Genomic DNA, 15,041 nt, shown 5'->3' with positions numbered 1-15,041 from the left:
TGATAAACATCTATTCTTAATATACTATTGTTGGGTAAACGTTTAACCTGTTTTCAACCTATATAAGTTAAGAGCAATTTTTGTAACGCCTTTCTGAGAGAGTGATTATGGCCATGCCATTCGACCCAACAAATGATCCGCACCGCCGATTTAATCCTTTACTGGGTGAGTGGGTTCTTGTATCTCCGCATCGCGCTAAACGTCCTTGGCAGGGCCAGTCTGACGAACCGGATAACGAACAAAAGCCTTCTTACGACTCAACCTGTTATTTGTGCCCCGGCAATACTAGAGTGAATGGCGAAGTTAATCCGGCATACACAGGTACTTTTGTTTTTGAAAACGACTTTGCTGCTTTAAAGAAAGACACCGAAGTAACAAACGAAAAGAAAGGCTTATTTCAATTTGAAACGGAGCAAGGCTGCAGTCGCGTAATTTGCTTTTCACCCGATCACAGTAAAACATTGCCTGAATTAAGCGATGAAGAGCGTGCAGACGTTGTAAGTTGTTGGAAGCAGCAAACTGCTGAATTAGGTAAAGATTATTGCTGGGTTCAGGTATTTGAGAATAAAGGTGCAATGATGGGGTGCTCAAACCCTCATCCTCACGGACAAGTGTGGGCGCAGAAGCACATCCCTTCTGATCCAGCCAAAAAACTCGTTCAGCTAACGCAATATTTTAACGACAATAACACGCCAATGTTATTGGACTATGCTGAGCAAGAGGTTAGTAAAAATGAGCGTGTCGTGTGCTTGAACGAACATTGGGTAGTGGTAGTGCCCTATTGGGCAGCGTGGCCTTTTGAAACACTCCTTCTTCCACGATTTAATGTGCAGTCTATGCATGAACTAAACGACGAACAGTCTTTTAGCCTTGCTCAAATTATTGGCGACATAACGGCGCGATACGACAATTTATTTGAAACGTCTTTCCCTTACTCGATGGGTTGGCACAGTGCACCGTTCGATGATAACGCTCATCCAGAGTGGACGCTTCATGCACACTTTTTCCCGCCGTTGCTTCGCTCTGCCAGCGTGCGTAAATTCATGGTGGGTTATGAAATGATGGCCGAAGCGCAGCGCGATTTAACGCCAGAACAAGCAGCAGATAGATTAAAAGCACTGTCGAATGTGCATTACAAAAAACGTGAGAACGCGAATGGATAATCAGACACTTTCTGCAACGTTTCAACAGTTTTATGGTGAGTCGCCAGCACTGGTTGCGCATGCCCCCGGCCGCGTGAATTTAATTGGCGAGCACACCGACTATAACGAAGGGTTTGTTTTTCCCGCAGCAATTAACTTTGGTACCTGGGTGGCGGCGGCGAAGCGTAGCGACGACGTTATTAATGTAACGGCCATGGATTATGACAACCAGCAAAACGAGTTTGCATTAACTGATATTCAGTATGATGAAAACCAGGGATGGGCGAATTACGTTCGTGGCGTTGTAAAAGTATTGAAAGAAGCAATGCCTGATTTTAGTGGTGCCAACCTACTGGTAACAGGTAATGTGCCACAAGGTGCAGGGCTTAGTTCGTCAGCATCGTTTGAAATTGCGATTCTTAAAGCAATTAGTGCGCTTTATGCATTACCGTTAGATGGCGTTAAAGCAGCGTTGCTGGGGCAAAAGGCGGAAAACACTTTTGTGGGTTGCTCTTGCGGCATTATGGACCAGCTAATATCAGCTATGGGTAATGAAGGCCAAGCGATGCTGTTAGATTGCCAGTCGTTAGATATTCAGCATTCTCCATTACCTGATTCACACCAGATAGTCATTATTAACTCGAATGTTAAGCGTGGACTAGTAGACAGTGAATATAACCTTCGACGTGAACAGTGCGAGGAAGGCGCGGCCATTCTAGGTGTTTCGTCTTTGCGCGAAGCCAATATGACTATGCTTGAAGAGACAAAGTCTCGCATGTCAGACGTAGTGTACCGACGCGCTAAACATATCATTACTGAAAACCAGCGTACCCTTGAAGCCAGTGAAGCCCTTAAAGTGGGCGATATTCAAACGGTGAGTACTGCCATGGCACAGTCTCATGTGTCGATGCGTGACGACTTTGAAATTACCGTTCGTCCTATTGATTATTTGGTAGAAATTATTGATGAGGTGCTTGGCAATACCGGTGGTGTACGTATGACTGGCGGTGGTTTCGGCGGATGCGTTGTGGCACTTGCTCCTACCGACAAAGTAGACGCTGTTAAACAAGTTGTAGCTGATAAGTATTTCGACGAAACCGGCTATCAGGCAGACATTTATGTTTGCACAGCTACGCAAGGTGCTTTTGCTTAAACAGTGAATTGATACACCAACTCATATTCCTTTCTTGTCAAAACAATCCTACCCGTACGATTGTTTGTGTCCCTTGAGCCGTATCCCTGATGCGGCTGTTTTTACATATTTGCATATTTCTTGTTAATTTTTGTTAATACGACCGTTCAAAGTGTGATACAAATATCGCATGCTGACTATGACGACAATAACAAAATTCATTGATATCGCACATGGTTGGCACCCGCATCTTTCTATTAGATGCAACACTGGTGTGGCATACTTAAAATTATAAAAAATACAATTTTCACCTGTGTACCCTACTACGTATATCGCTACGTAAGTGCCGCCGCACCCAAAAATAAACACTTTGGGAATAACTATGAAATTAGCATCATTAGATATCACTTTGTTCGTGATATATGTTGTCGCGCTTATCGGAATTGCATGGTGGGTGTCGCGCGAGAAACAGGGTCATGAAAAAGATACCAACGATTACTTCCTAGCTGGCTCAAGCCTTCCTTGGTGGGCCATCGGTGCATCTCTCATTGCCGCCAATATTTCAGCGGAACAAATCATTGGTATGTCTGGCTCTGGCTATCAGCTAGGTTTAGCCATTGCATCGTATGAATGGATGGCAGCCATTACCCTAATTATTGTAGGTAAGTTCTTCCTTCCGGTTTTTCTTAAACACAAAATTTACACCATGCCGCAGTTTCTTGAGCAGCGCTACGATCACAGAGTTCGTAAAGTGATGGCGGTATTTTGGTTAGGTGTTTATGTATTTGTAAACTTGACCGCGGTGCTATGGCTTGGCGCCCTAGCTATTAACACCATTGCCGGCGTAGACATGATTTACGGCATGATGTTTTTGGGGCTTTTTTCATTGGCTTACTCACTTTATGGTGGTCTAAAAGCGGTTGCCCTAACCGATATTATTCAAGTGGTGTTATTGGTGTTCGGTGGTTTGTTTTTGTCATATACCGCACTAAACCTTATCAGCGATGGCAATGGTGCTATTCAAGGTTTTATTGATTTAACCAACAAGCTTCCTGAAAAATTCGACATGATTTTGTCGAAAGACAATCCGCACTATATGGATCTGCCTGGTATCTCGGTGTTAATAGGCGGTATGTGGATAATGAACTTATCTTACTGGGGTTTTAATCAATACATTATTCAACGTGCCTTGGCAGCTAAAAGTGTGCAGGAAGCGCAAAAAGGTATCGCATTTGCTGCATTCTTGAAATTGTTGATGCCGCTTATCGTTGTGCTGCCTGGTATTGCTGCCATTCTTATTGTTCCCGATCTCGCAAAGCCAGACCAAGCCTACCCAAGCTTAATGACGCTTATGCCTATTGGCTTAAAAGGTATTATCTTTGCGGCATTGGTAGCAGCAATTGTGTCGTCTCTTGCGTCGATGACCAACAGCGTGTCTACCATTTTTACTATGGATTTATACAAAGACAAACGCCCAAATGAAACGCAGCAACACTATGTGAAAGTGGGCCGAACAGTGAGCTTTGTTGCATTGGTTATTGCCATGGTGGTGGCAAAGCCGTTACTTGGAAACTTTGACCAAGCGTTCCAATACATCCAAGAGTTTACCGGTTTCTTTACTCCGGGTATTTGTGCTCTGTTTGTGCTGGGTATGTTTTGGAAACAAACCACAGCGAACGGCGGTTTGTTGGCTGCGCTAGGGTCGTTTGTATTAAGCATTTTATTTAGACAGTTTTGGCCAGAGCTACCTTTTATTGACCGAGTAGGCCTTATTTTCTTACTGTGTGTTGCCCTTGCCGTGGTGGTGTCTTTAGTTGAGAAGAAAGGTGTGCATAAGAACGCGGTGGAGCTTGGCGATGTTGATTTTTCAACATCAAAAGGGTTTAACATTGCGTCAGTTGCCGTGGTGTTTTTGCTTATCGCATTCTACGGAGCGTGGTGGTAAGGATTGTTTTAGAACGAACGGTTCGAAAGTGCAGAAGACGCTTTGGAAAAATTCTGTTAGCTTTTAACGGGAAAGCTGGACTTTGCAGAAAAACTTCCAATATCGTGAATAAAATACGATATACTAACCGGCTAATACCGATACAATTTCGTGCTTGTTGCTGTACGCAGTAACAAGCCATTAAATACGTTACAGGAGACATCAATGGCAACGAAAGGCGTTAATAAGGTTATTCTTGTTGGAAACCTTGGCAATGATCCAGAAGTTAGATACATGCCTAACGGTAACGCCGTTGCGAACTTGAGCCTAGCAACTAGCGAAAGCTGGAAAGACCAACAGGGTCAGGTTCAAGAGCGCACTGAGTGGCACCGCCTTACTATGTATCGTCGCTTAGCAGAAATTGCCGGAGAGTACCTTAAAAAGGGCTCACAAATTTACGTTGAAGGTAAATTGCAAACGCGTAAGTGGCAAGATCAGCAAGGTCAAGACAAATACACAACTGAAATTATCGTAGACCAAATGCAAATGCTTGGCGGTCGCGGTGGTGAAGGCGGTGGCGGTAACGGTGGTTATCAGCGTCAGCAAAATAACCAAGGTGGCGGTTATAACCAAAATCAAGGTGGTTATCAGCAGCAAGGCGGCCAACAACAGGGTGGCCAAGGTGGTTACAACCAAAACCAAGGTGGCGGTTATAATCAAGCCCCACAAGGCGGCAATCAGTCTCAGCCTAAAACACCACCAATGGCAGAGCCAGACTTCGATTTTGATGACGATATCCCGTTTTAATTCACAGTGGTGCCTTTGTTTTCAAAAAGCCGCGTTTAACGCGGCTTTTTTTTGCCAGTTAGTTTTTTGAAAGCTTACTTTCTATAGGTTTTCAACTTTTTTACAGCCCTACCTCATTTTTCAGCCTCAACAGCATACAAGTGCGTTAATTGAAGAGACTATCGCGTAAATATTGGTTAACATTGACAATAATACTGATTAATATTTTGGCACTGGAACTTCATTTACGTGCAGACGTTGGTTCAAAAGGTATTATTTGCTGTTGTGTTTTTTTATGCGGGCTTCGTTAGCGCGGATCAAGCAGAGGAAAGCACCTTCGAAACGACCACGGTAGTTTGGTTGCGTCCGCCAGAAGCTAATATGGCAATTGATGGTGTAACCATCGCATCTGGGCCAATGCTTGAGAATATGAAGCACCTAGCTTCGCATCTTCCCAAATTCCGCCATAAGTTCGAAGCCTATCCCGTAAAACGTGCGCTATCGCTGGTAAAAAAGGGAAGTAGCAACAATAACGTTTACTGCTTTTTTGGTGCTTCGTTAAATGAAGAACGCAAGCAATGGGGATATTTTTCAACGCCCACTTCAATTAATCTTCCTATTCTAGTGCTAGGCAACCAAGCTGTAATAAACCGCGCGCAGGCTGCTGGCACAACAGATATCAACGGCCCCTTTCCTTTAATTTCTATTCAAAATTTGCTTGAAGCAGACTTCAAGACTGTGTTGTACGAAGGCGTAACAAATGCCTATGGTAAAACGGTGAAGAAGTGGCAAACCTTAGAGAACGTTATCGTGCTTAACGGGCTTGGAAAGGATCTTGGGTTACATACCATAGCGTTGCTCAAAACCGGGCGCATTGACTTTGGGTACGTAGGTCATAGTGAATTGAATACGCTTTCGCCAAGTGAGCTTGCTCAGTTCACCACGTTTCAAGCAGAAGAACTTTCTTTTAATACAAGAGGAACAAAGCGACTGTTTTGTTCACTAACGCCGCTTGGTAATAAGGTAGTGGCGGCTCTTGACCAAGCGATAACAAAAATTTTATCTAGTGAAGAAAGTGCCAATACATTGCGAGACATTAACTTTGAAGCCGAAGGCTATTCGCCCATGTTCAAAACGTTATTTGAATCACGCTGGTCTGTTTTTCAAAAGCTTGTTTCACTCGGTGAACTCTCTCGTCATTCCGTTTATTTCAACGTGGTTGAAGAGAACGTAGAATAAACGCCTAATCAATTACTTGGTGTTATGTTTTACAATCATTAATAACAATGGTTTGCGGGTTGTTTGGTAGGTTCAAAAAGCTACACTGATACTTCAAATAACAACTTATAAGTCACCATTATGAAAACGTTAACCCTACTTTGTGGCGCTGCACTCTTTGCCCTTCAAACGCTGAGTTTTACAGCAAGTGCTGCGCAAACGCTTTATAAACCTTTTCCTCATGACGTTATGCCTGAACTTAGTGATAGCGGCAAATTTGCTGTGGGCGTTCGAACTGTTGAAGTCGCCTACACAGAGATGGTGCCAGATTTAATAAAAGGGATGGCGGAACGTTCGTTAACGTTAGAGGTGTGGTACCCAGCAGAAAAAGGGAGTGCTTTAGCGTCTTATAGTAATGAAACTCGCAGCGGTAAGCGTTTTGCAATTCAGGCGAACGCGTATAGAGATGCAGCCATTGCGACGTCGAAAGAAAAATACCCCGTTATTGTCATTTCCCATGGCTACACGGGCTACAGAACGCTTATGTATTATTTGGGGGAGCATTTAGCGTCTCATGGTTATGTGGTTGCCGCTATCGACCACACAGACTCTACCAACGAAGAAGTTAACTTTGCCGAAAGTCCTTATTCTGGATTTCCAAGCACACTGCTAAACCGTTCTAGAGATCAGGTATTCACCTTAGGCGCAATAGCAAACCACGCGTTGTTTCAAGATGCGGTAGATGCCACAAAAGCGGGTGTTATTGGCTATTCAATGGGTGGCTACGGGGCAGTAAGTACTGCTGGTGCGTGCTATGCATTTAACGACCAAACTGCGGCAACATTTACTGGCACTACCGCGCCAGAGGTAGTAGCAAAGGTGAAGCAAGCACTGAATACCTGTGCTGGTGGCAACGCATCAAGCGACAAGGTTCTACCTGAGTGGAAAGCGGTACTGGCACTTGCGCCGTGGGGTGGGCAACATCAGCTGTTTGATGTGAAGTCGTTGAACGATATCCAAATTCCAGTGCTTTATGTTGCAGGTGACAACGACGATATCTCAGGCTACGACGGCATAAAATGGCTTTTTGATAACACCGGCAGTAAAGGTACAAAGCTGCTTACGGTTAAAAACGCACGTCATAATGTGGCAGGGCATCCAGCGCCAGCAGAAGCTTACGAAAGTGAATTTGATTTAGGCAGTTATATAGAGCCTGCGTGGGAGATTCAAAAGCTAAATGCCATAAATGAACATTTTGCGTTAGCGCTAATGAACTGCCATGTGAAATTATTGTCCCAATATTGTGACTTTTTAAACATTGAAGGCAGCAGCGCGCAAACTCCTGTAGACGGTAAGAAACCCTCGCCGTGGAAAGGCTTTGACGACCGCTGGGCCCTTGGCTTAGAAATGCAAGGCAAGTAAGTTTTGAAAGGGCGCTAAGCGCCCTTTTTTACTGGCTTATGTTTGTTTACTCATAACACCCAAATCACTTAAATCAATACCATCCAAACCATAGGGACATGATATGAATTACCGAAATTTGCTCGTAGTCGCATTTGCTTGCGCTCTACTAACCCCCTTTTCTTATGTAGAGGCCGAAAGTCATGACGACAACCCTATCAATGCTGTTGAATCAAACAAGGAGGAAATGCTCCTAAAGCGTTACTTTAAGCAGGGAGAATTTTCGCGCATTGTGGATACGCTAGCGCCAATAAAGTCAAAAACGCCCCAGCAATACAGTATGTTAGTGTCGTCGCTTATGAATATCGATTTGGACGATGCTGAGGAAGCGGCAGAGCAGTTTATAGATGCGCATAGCGACAATTATAAAGCTTATCACATGCATGCGAGTGTAATGGGGGCACAGGCATCCAGCAGTAAAGATAGCGCCGGATAATGTTGAGGTGTATCAGGCGTTAATGCAGTTTCATATGATGGCGCCGTCTATTGCTGGTGGTGATATGGAAGAGGCTGCACTGCTTGCTCAAAAGATTTCAGACCTAAACGAAGTAGATGGGAAGTTTGCTTTTGCCCGTTTGTATCTTCAGGACGATAAACAAACAGAAGCAAAAGCGCTGTATGCGTCACTAATAGAAAATGAGAATACGCAAATTCGGGCGCGTATGGAGCTAGGTAGCTTGTACTTATTAGAAGAGGAATATGGCGCTTCTTACGACGTTCTAGTGCCTCTGGCGGTAATTGAGTTGCCAAGTGTGCCGAAAAGCAGTGATGAAGCATGGGGAAACTATCAAGAAAATAAAAGTACCTTGATGTACGGCCAATACCGTATTGGACATTTAGCGGTTGAAAGCGGCGACTACACGAAAGCGGGTATTGATGCGCTCGAAGGCTATTTGACGGAATATGCAGTGGCTGACATTGATACCGAAGGCTTGCCTTCAAAAAATTGGGCGCAGTTGCGATTGGCCGAATTATATCTAAATGCAGATAAAATTGACGAGGCGCAACGTGTGGTTAATGAGTTAGGTGAGGAAAGCGACAAGCGATTTGTGAAGATCCTCAAGAAAATTAAGAAGACAATAAAAAAACGAGCAGCATAAAACGTTAAATATTGTGCTGCTCGTTTTTATCGCTCAAAGCGGTGTATTACACCGCTTTCACTGCGTAAATTAATGCAGTCTGTGGAAATAATACAGGCAGCTGCATACCGTATTTCATTAGCACTTCACCTGAGAAAATTTGCCCTTCTGTTTGCTGTAAAATAGACGGCGTATATTCTTTTAATTTTCCAGGCCATACACGTTCAATGGTGTACTGTTTATCAGCATCTAGCCCTGCAAAATAGAAACGATTCGGCGTAGTACGCACTGTTTCAATAACGCTGTTATAGGCGAATATACCTTCTTGCTTGTCAGTAGAGACATATCCAAACTTAACATTCATGCCATCGTCATCCATGCGATACAAGTTGCCGCTGTGGGTGATGTGTCGATATTTCTTATACAGCGATATAGCGTCTGTTAGTACTCGCTGTTCGTGGTCGGTTAGCTCTCGTGGGTCCATCTCTATACCCATATGGCCAAACATAGCGACAGCCGCACGTATTTCTATTGGTAAGTTGCGCCCTGTAATATGGCAATCACGCGGACCAACGTGTGCTCCCATTACTTCAGAAGGGAAGAAGTATGAGCATCCGCGCTGAATGTAAAGGCGGTCAAGCGCATCGTTAGAGTCTGATGTCCAAAAACGGTCGGTATGAGGTAAAATGCCTAAATCAACACGACCACCACCAGAACAGCAGCTTTCAATTTCAATACCGGGGTGAGAAGCTTTAACGCGGTCAATAAGGCTATACAGCGCTGCCATTTGCCCATGCATTGCAGGCTTACCGGCATGATTTCCTGGATGATTCACATCGCGATTCATATCCCATTTTATGTAGCTGATTTTTGGGTATGTCGAAAGCACGTCGTTTATCACATTAAACAAATAATCAACCACTTCAGGGTTGGTTAAATCCAGCACATATTGATTTCTGAAAGGCACGTGCGGGTTGTTCTGCGTTTGCAGCGCCCAGTCTGGATGCGCACGATATAAGTCGCTATCAGGGTTAACCATTTCAGGCTCAAACCAAATACCAAACTCCATTCCAAGACCTGTTACGTGGTCAATTAACCCGTCAAGGCCATGTGGATAGATAGCTTCGTCTACAAACCAATCTCCAAGTCCTGCTTTATCGTTTCTTCTTCCTTTAAACCACCCGTCATCCAATACAAATCGCTCAATGCCTAATGGCGCCACTTTGTCTGCAAGTGCTTTAAGCGTTTCTTCATTGTGGTCGAAGTAAATGCCTTCCCATGTGTTGTAGTGAACGGGTCTAGGCTTTGACTGTGCGTCGTGCTTTAAAATATTTGCGCGAATGAACTGATGAAACTGCTGCGAAAGCGACGAGAAACCTGTATCACCAAAGCCGGTATACAACACTGGGCTGGTGTAGCTTTCACCAGCACTTAGTACCACTTCGCCGGGGAAAAGAAGTTCGCCGAACTGTACGTAGCTGCGTCCATCCGCCATTAACTCTGCCCGTAGCCTATGATTGGCCGAGGCGCCTAAATGATAGCCGTAACACTCGCCTTGTAATTCCCCTGTACCAGGACTGAATGCAATAAGGCCGGGAAATGTATCGTGAGAGGTTTTTCCTCTGCGGTTTTCACGCACATAGCTTCCAAAAAACAGGTCGTGATCTTTGGTTTGAAATTCAGCAGACCATCTTCCTTCGAAGGTTTTAAGTTTTGTTACTGTGGTGGGAAGCGGCAGACAAGCCGCGTTTAAATAACCCAAATTAATCGCTGTTGAGCCAATGTTTTCTATGCGTGATGAATACTGCGCTACCGACGTATTTTCATCTAACGCAACAGAGGTAATTAGGCGCATGCCGCGATGAGTGTCTTCGGCTACAAACGCAACCGCATTATTGGTTTGATTAACCTCTACCAAAGTAAAGCCCGCAGACCATTGGTCGGCATCACCTGATACCTCAAGTCCTGGTTGCGCTGTCCAACCTTCACCATGAGTTGGCACCAATGTAATAGGTGGCTCAATAACCGGGGCGCACTTTGCCTCTTGTCGCGTATTTAATACGGACATCATTTGTGGTGTTGTACTTTCGCTTAACGCTGCGCCGTAATAAATGACTCTAGGCATTCGCCCCTGACAGTCGAAAATGAGGGTGGTTTTTTCATTCGATAAACGAACGAAGGGGGTTATTGACGACATAGAAACCTCAGCGTTAAAAAAATGTAAATTTGGCGGTGTAGAAAATTTGTTAAGCCTTTTTGAAAGCTAATGCTTAACGCGATCTTGCATATTTAAGCACGTTAAACACGGCGATTCTAGTATAAATGGGTAAACGTTTAACTTGTTGCAATATATGAAGCTGGAAGCAACCTGGCTTAAGCATTTATATTCAAATTGTAGTTGAAATAAATTGTTAACAAATAAAAAAGGGTGCACAACGACACCCTTTTTGCGTTGTGAGTTTTTTGTTAATCGTTTTTGTAAATCGCTAATGAAAACTCAGCCTTTTGGCGAAATACCATTCTGTTAACGATTAATGCGAATGCAACACAACCGATAAGCGTAGCGAACATTAAGTGGATATAGTGTAAGCCAAATGGCGCGTATAACGGTGATGCCTCAAAGCTCATAAGTGCATAAATAGACACGCCAAAGACAACCGCTCCTATGGCTGCAAATGCATGCACATTTCTAAATAATAGGCCCACTATGAATACCGACAAAATAGGCATGCTTAGTAATCCGTAAAGCTTTTGAACTAGGTTAATAATGCTGTCTGCTTCCTGGTATACCGGAATAAGAGCAAGAGACACTAAACAAAGCAATACGGTAACATAGCCACTAAGCTTGGGAACGTTTGGCGTTTTATTCACATAGCTTTCGTGAATATCGCACACATACAACGCTGCTGCAGAGTTTAGGTTACTGTTGAAGGTAGTGAGTACTGCCGCTGCCATGGCTGCAGCAAATACACCAGAAAGCCAATCGGGTAGCACGGTAGCTACGATTCTCCCGTAGGCGCTATCACCAATATCACCAAACAGTTTAAAAGACACAATACCAGGGATAACGATAATTGCTGGCACAATTAGCAGGCGAATACCGGCAGCAGCAAAAACCCCTTTTTGTGCTTCTTTTAAAGAAGGTGCGGCCATGGCGCGTTGGGTAATAACTTGGTTAGTGCCCCAATAGAACATCTGAATAAAAATCATGCCCGTGAGTAAGGTGTGCCAAGGAATAGGTGATTCATCATCGCCTAAAAGGGTTAGGCGTTCTTGAGGAATACCATCGAAGTTGTAATCGATAGCTTGGAGCGCAAGTATGACGACGAGCACAGCCATGGTAAGCAGTAAAACACCTGAATAGGTATCTGATACCGCAACGGCGCGAAGACCGCCGAATATTGCATAAAGTGCGCCCACTATAACGAAGGTAACTGCAATATACATAAGCGGTAGTTCAATATTGAACATTGACTGCATAAACAGCGAGCCAGAGTAAATTACCGCGGGGCAGAAGATTAACGCGCTACCGGCAAAAAAAAGCGCACTGATAACGGCGCGAATGTGTTTGTCGTGATAACGCTGTTCTAGGAGTTCGGTAGTTGTGGTGCACTTAAACTTGTAATAAACAGGCAGAAATACTTTTGCTAGAACAAATAAGCCTACAACCGCAGCAAGCTCCCATAAAGCAAGCAGCGCCATTTGGTTGCCGTTCATACCTACTAGCTGGTCGGTACTTAAGTTAGTAAGGGTGATACTACCCGCAACGAAATACCATGCTAAACCACCACCAGCAAGAAAGTACTCACTTTGTGATTGCGAGCCCCTGTTTTGCCCGCGGCAACTCAGGTAAGTAAGTAAGCCAATTAGCGCAGTCACAAATACGAAAACAGACACCTGTAGTGTGTTAGAAAACATAATTAACTCCTAAGGTGCTTATGACTTGCTGGTTTCGAACTTAACGTTCTTAACAGCGCGAGATGGAAATTTGGTGTTGTGCAGTCGAATAATGCGGTTTACTTGAAAAATCGATCCAAGCACGTTAAACAGCACATTCAGCAACCCTTTTTGATGAAGCAATGCCATTTCATCACTGCTTAAATTGTGTAAACGTTGCTCGTTCACGGTAGCAAGGCCGCCAACGCGCTGTTGAGTGTTGTCAGCGTATTCAATAATTAAGTCGACGGGTTGAATTAGCTCCATTTCACTCACTTGATTAAGCAGTGCAGCCGTTTGCTGCATAGCCGACACACGCTCCGAAAGCAGCTTTTTCTTGTTGTCTAAATAGGCGGTAGGGCGCTTTGAAGAAAGAAAAAGGGTTTCACCAGTATTTTGCGAAACCGCAGGTGAATCCATATCTAAAAGTGTGTCAGGTTGGTCAGTGCTGTTTTCAAAGCTCAATGTGAACGGAAGCGTTTTTAGACTTAATGGCGTAAAGTGTGCAAGCCACGCGCCTTGTGTTTCAAATACATTCTCTTGCAGTGCTAAACCGCATAATGCGGATACAGTCCAATATTGATTATTTGCGGCTTTGCTAAAAAAAAGAGGATACTCGCAAGAGGCTTGAACAGCTTCTTTAACCTCTACATTCACCAAGTGGAACTTTGCGAATGTAGCGGTAAGTTTGCTTTCATCGACACGTATTTCGCTGTGTAGGTCAGATGATAACGTCTGAAAGTTTGGCATATTATTATTCTCGTTAGCTTGCTAACCACTGCTCTATGTAATCGCGATGGTTCGGTAAGCTACTTAGTTTTTGCTGTGTAATAAGCTGATTTTGTTGAATAACCTTATCAGCTAACTGGCGTTCTGTGTAGAAATGAGATTGCAAAGAAAAGTCTGGTGAAAAACCCATTCCATACAAAACATATTGATAACTTGCAGCAGGGAAAAGCTCTATTGCTGCAGCGAAATCAGTAATTTGGGGCCCACGATATTTCCATATCTCTAGGTCTTCTTTTAAAGAATCAGGAATAGACTTGGGGTCACGATTCGCTACCCAATAAGGTTCGCTTCGCTGGTTAAAAATGTAATGAAGTTTTAGAAAATCGATAATGCGTTGCCAACGATATTGCATTTGTTTGTTAAAACGCTGGCTCACTATTGGCATGGCACTGACCGGCAGCGGCATTTGCTCTGCAATAAAGCGGGCCGATATTTCAATAAGCATTAATGCGGTGGCTTCAAGGGGCTCTACAAAGCCTGCTGACAAACCAACGCCAATACAGTTGCCTTTCCAAATACGCTTTTTATAACCGGAGTTAAAGCGAATGATTCTTGCGTTTAACTCGCCCTTTTCGTCGCCCACATATTGGCGTAACACCTCTTCTGCACGGGCGTCGTTGGTGTAGTCGGTAGAATACACATGACCAACACCACGCCTTGATGACAAACCAATATCCCAAATCCAGCCTGCTTCTTGTGCTGTTGCTTGGGTATAGGGCTTTATCTCAAAATCATCTTCATAGGGTACATGAAGGGCTATTGCTGAGTTGTTAAACAATACATCGTCGGTAGAAACCACTGCTTCGCCAAGGGTTTCACCTAGTAACAAAGAGCGGAAGCCTGAGCAGTCTACAAAAAGGTCGGCTTCAAGCGTGCTACCGTCATTCAGTGTAATACTTTGAATATGCTCGCTTGATGTGGCGTGAACACGTTCTACGGTGGCAACTTTGTGATTAACGCCAAGCTGATTTTTACTAAATTCTTTTAGTAAATCAGCAAATGCGCCGGCATCTAAATGGTAGGCATAGTTTGACTGAGCACTGCTGTATTCTTCTTCGTTGAGCGTGCGCGGCGCCATATTGCGTTCACATACGTGCTGCTGGAAATTGGTTGCATTAGCAAACTCTGCAATGTTGCCTACATAAGGCGCCATTTCAACGCGACCATAACCGAGTGGCACGGTAAATGGGTGATAGTAATAGTCGCCTTCTTCTTTTACCCAGTTTACGAACTTACCACCTTGCTTAAAGGCAGCGCTGCAGCGTCGAAACACTTCTTTTTCAGATAAACCAATGTCTTTCAGCGTGTTTCGCATTGTAGGCCATGTACCTTCACCCACGCCCACGGTAGGAATATCGCTAGATTCAACCAACGTGATATCAAGCCCGCATTCACCGACAGCAATATTATGCTTTGCCGCTACTATGGCTGCTGTCAGCCACCCAGCTGTGCCGCCTCCAACAATAACGATGCGTTGCTTTTTAGAAGATTGAGTAGATTGGTTCATGAGTTGTCGCTACTTAAACGTGTTTACTACATTTATTCATAAACTCAAATAATTTGCCATTAAGCTT

General features: G+C 44.1%; 12 protein-coding genes. 8 read left to right on the top strand and 4 right to left on the bottom strand.

Annotated features, from left to right (window positions below):
* Positions 1–107 precede the first annotated feature (107 nt).
* The 8 genes from V7R35_RS09525 (at position 108) to V7R35_RS09490 (ending at position 8,763) form a co-directional block, all read left to right on the top strand.
* Positions 108–1,163 carry a UDP-glucose--hexose-1-phosphate uridylyltransferase gene (locus V7R35_RS09525; protein ID WP_334014519.1) on the top strand — a complete coding sequence of 352 codons (1,056 nt, stop codon included), beginning with the start codon at positions 108–110 and terminating at the stop codon, positions 1,161–1,163.
* Positions 1,156–2,295, top strand: coding sequence for a galactokinase (galK, locus tag V7R35_RS09520; RefSeq protein ID WP_334014517.1), 1,140 nt, complete (start codon positions 1,156–1,158; stop codon positions 2,293–2,295). The genes V7R35_RS09525 and galK overlap by 8 nt, the downstream gene beginning before the upstream one ends.
* Positions 2,296–2,656: 361 nt before the next feature.
* Positions 2,657–4,219, top strand: a complete 1,563-nt coding sequence (locus tag V7R35_RS09515; RefSeq protein ID WP_334014515.1) for a sodium/sugar symporter — start codon at positions 2,657–2,659, stop codon at positions 4,217–4,219.
* Positions 4,220–4,423: 204 nt separating this feature from the next.
* Positions 4,424–5,005: a single-stranded DNA-binding protein gene (locus V7R35_RS09510; RefSeq protein WP_334014514.1), complete on the top strand. Its 582-nt coding sequence runs from the start codon at positions 4,424–4,426 to the stop codon at positions 5,003–5,005.
* 228 nt (positions 5,006–5,233) lie between these two features.
* Positions 5,234–6,223, top strand: a complete 990-nt coding sequence (locus V7R35_RS09505) for a hypothetical protein (protein WP_334014513.1) — start codon at positions 5,234–5,236, stop codon at positions 6,221–6,223.
* A 120-nt stretch (positions 6,224–6,343) separates the two neighbouring features.
* Positions 6,344–7,624, top strand: a complete 1,281-nt coding sequence (locus V7R35_RS09500) for an alpha/beta hydrolase family protein (RefSeq protein WP_334014512.1) — start codon at positions 6,344–6,346, stop codon at positions 7,622–7,624.
* A gap of 103 nt (positions 7,625–7,727) precedes the next feature.
* Positions 7,728–8,099: a hypothetical protein gene (locus V7R35_RS09495; RefSeq protein WP_334014509.1), complete on the top strand. Its 372-nt coding sequence runs from the start codon at positions 7,728–7,730 to the stop codon at positions 8,097–8,099.
* Between the two features lie 22 nt (positions 8,100–8,121).
* Positions 8,122–8,763 (top strand): hypothetical protein, encoded by a 642-nt coding sequence (locus V7R35_RS09490; protein ID WP_334014508.1) that lies wholly within the window; start codon positions 8,122–8,124, stop codon positions 8,761–8,763.
* A gap of 46 nt (positions 8,764–8,809) precedes the next feature.
* Here the strand turns inward: V7R35_RS09490 and V7R35_RS09485 are convergent, their stop codons facing one another.
* From V7R35_RS09485 to V7R35_RS09470, 4 genes are all read right to left on the bottom strand, one after another.
* Complete coding sequence (locus V7R35_RS09485) at positions 8,810–10,939, bottom strand: alpha-galactosidase (protein ID WP_334014507.1); 2,130 nt, start codon at positions 10,937–10,939, stop codon at positions 8,810–8,812.
* 269 nt (positions 10,940–11,208) lie between these two features.
* A complete protein-coding gene (locus V7R35_RS09480; protein ID WP_334014506.1) occupies positions 11,209–12,660 on the bottom strand; it encodes an SLC5 family protein in 1,452 nt (483 codons plus the stop codon).
* Between the two features lie 18 nt (positions 12,661–12,678).
* Positions 12,679–13,428 carry a SapC family protein gene (locus tag V7R35_RS09475; RefSeq protein ID WP_334014505.1) on the bottom strand — a complete coding sequence of 250 codons (750 nt, stop codon included), beginning with the start codon at positions 13,426–13,428 and terminating at the stop codon, positions 12,679–12,681.
* A 13-nt stretch (positions 13,429–13,441) separates the two neighbouring features.
* Complete coding sequence (locus tag V7R35_RS09470; protein ID WP_334014504.1) at positions 13,442–14,974, bottom strand: tryptophan halogenase family protein; 1,533 nt, start codon at positions 14,972–14,974, stop codon at positions 13,442–13,444.
* Between the last annotated feature and the right edge of the window lie 67 nt (positions 14,975–15,041).

It is taken from the genome of Alteromonas sp. S167 (assembly GCF_036864375.1).
Lineage (GTDB): Bacteria > Pseudomonadota > Gammaproteobacteria > Enterobacterales > Alteromonadaceae > Alteromonas.
The sequence above is the reverse complement of the archived record's forward strand: the minus strand, read 5'-3'. Positions and strand labels throughout refer to the sequence as shown.

Excerpts from the sequence above, each read along its gene's own strand:
- V7R35_RS09515 (WP_334014515.1), top strand. The coding sequence starts at position 2,657 with ATGAAATTAGCATCATTAGATATCACTTTGTTCGTGATATATGTTGTC.
- galK (WP_334014517.1), top strand. The coding sequence starts at position 1,156 with ATGGATAATCAGACACTTTCTGCAACGTTTCAACAGTTTTATGGTGAG.
- V7R35_RS09485 (WP_334014507.1), bottom strand. The coding sequence starts at position 10,939 with ATGTCGTCAATAACCCCCTTCGTTCGTTTATCGAATGAAAAAACCACC.
- V7R35_RS09525 (WP_334014519.1), top strand. The coding sequence starts at position 108 with ATGGCCATGCCATTCGACCCAACAAATGATCCGCACCGCCGATTTAAT.
- V7R35_RS09510 (WP_334014514.1), top strand. The coding sequence starts at position 4,424 with ATGGCAACGAAAGGCGTTAATAAGGTTATTCTTGTTGGAAACCTTGGC.
- V7R35_RS09490 (WP_334014508.1), top strand. The coding sequence starts at position 8,122 with ATGCAGTTTCATATGATGGCGCCGTCTATTGCTGGTGGTGATATGGAA.
- V7R35_RS09500 (WP_334014512.1), top strand. The coding sequence starts at position 6,344 with ATGAAAACGTTAACCCTACTTTGTGGCGCTGCACTCTTTGCCCTTCAA.
- V7R35_RS09480 (WP_334014506.1), bottom strand. The coding sequence starts at position 12,660 with ATGTTTTCTAACACACTACAGGTGTCTGTTTTCGTATTTGTGACTGCG.
- V7R35_RS09495 (WP_334014509.1), top strand. The coding sequence starts at position 7,728 with ATGAATTACCGAAATTTGCTCGTAGTCGCATTTGCTTGCGCTCTACTA.
- V7R35_RS09475 (WP_334014505.1), bottom strand. The coding sequence starts at position 13,428 with ATGCCAAACTTTCAGACGTTATCATCTGACCTACACAGCGAAATACGT.
- V7R35_RS09470 (WP_334014504.1), bottom strand. The coding sequence starts at position 14,974 with ATGAACCAATCTACTCAATCTTCTAAAAAGCAACGCATCGTTATTGTT.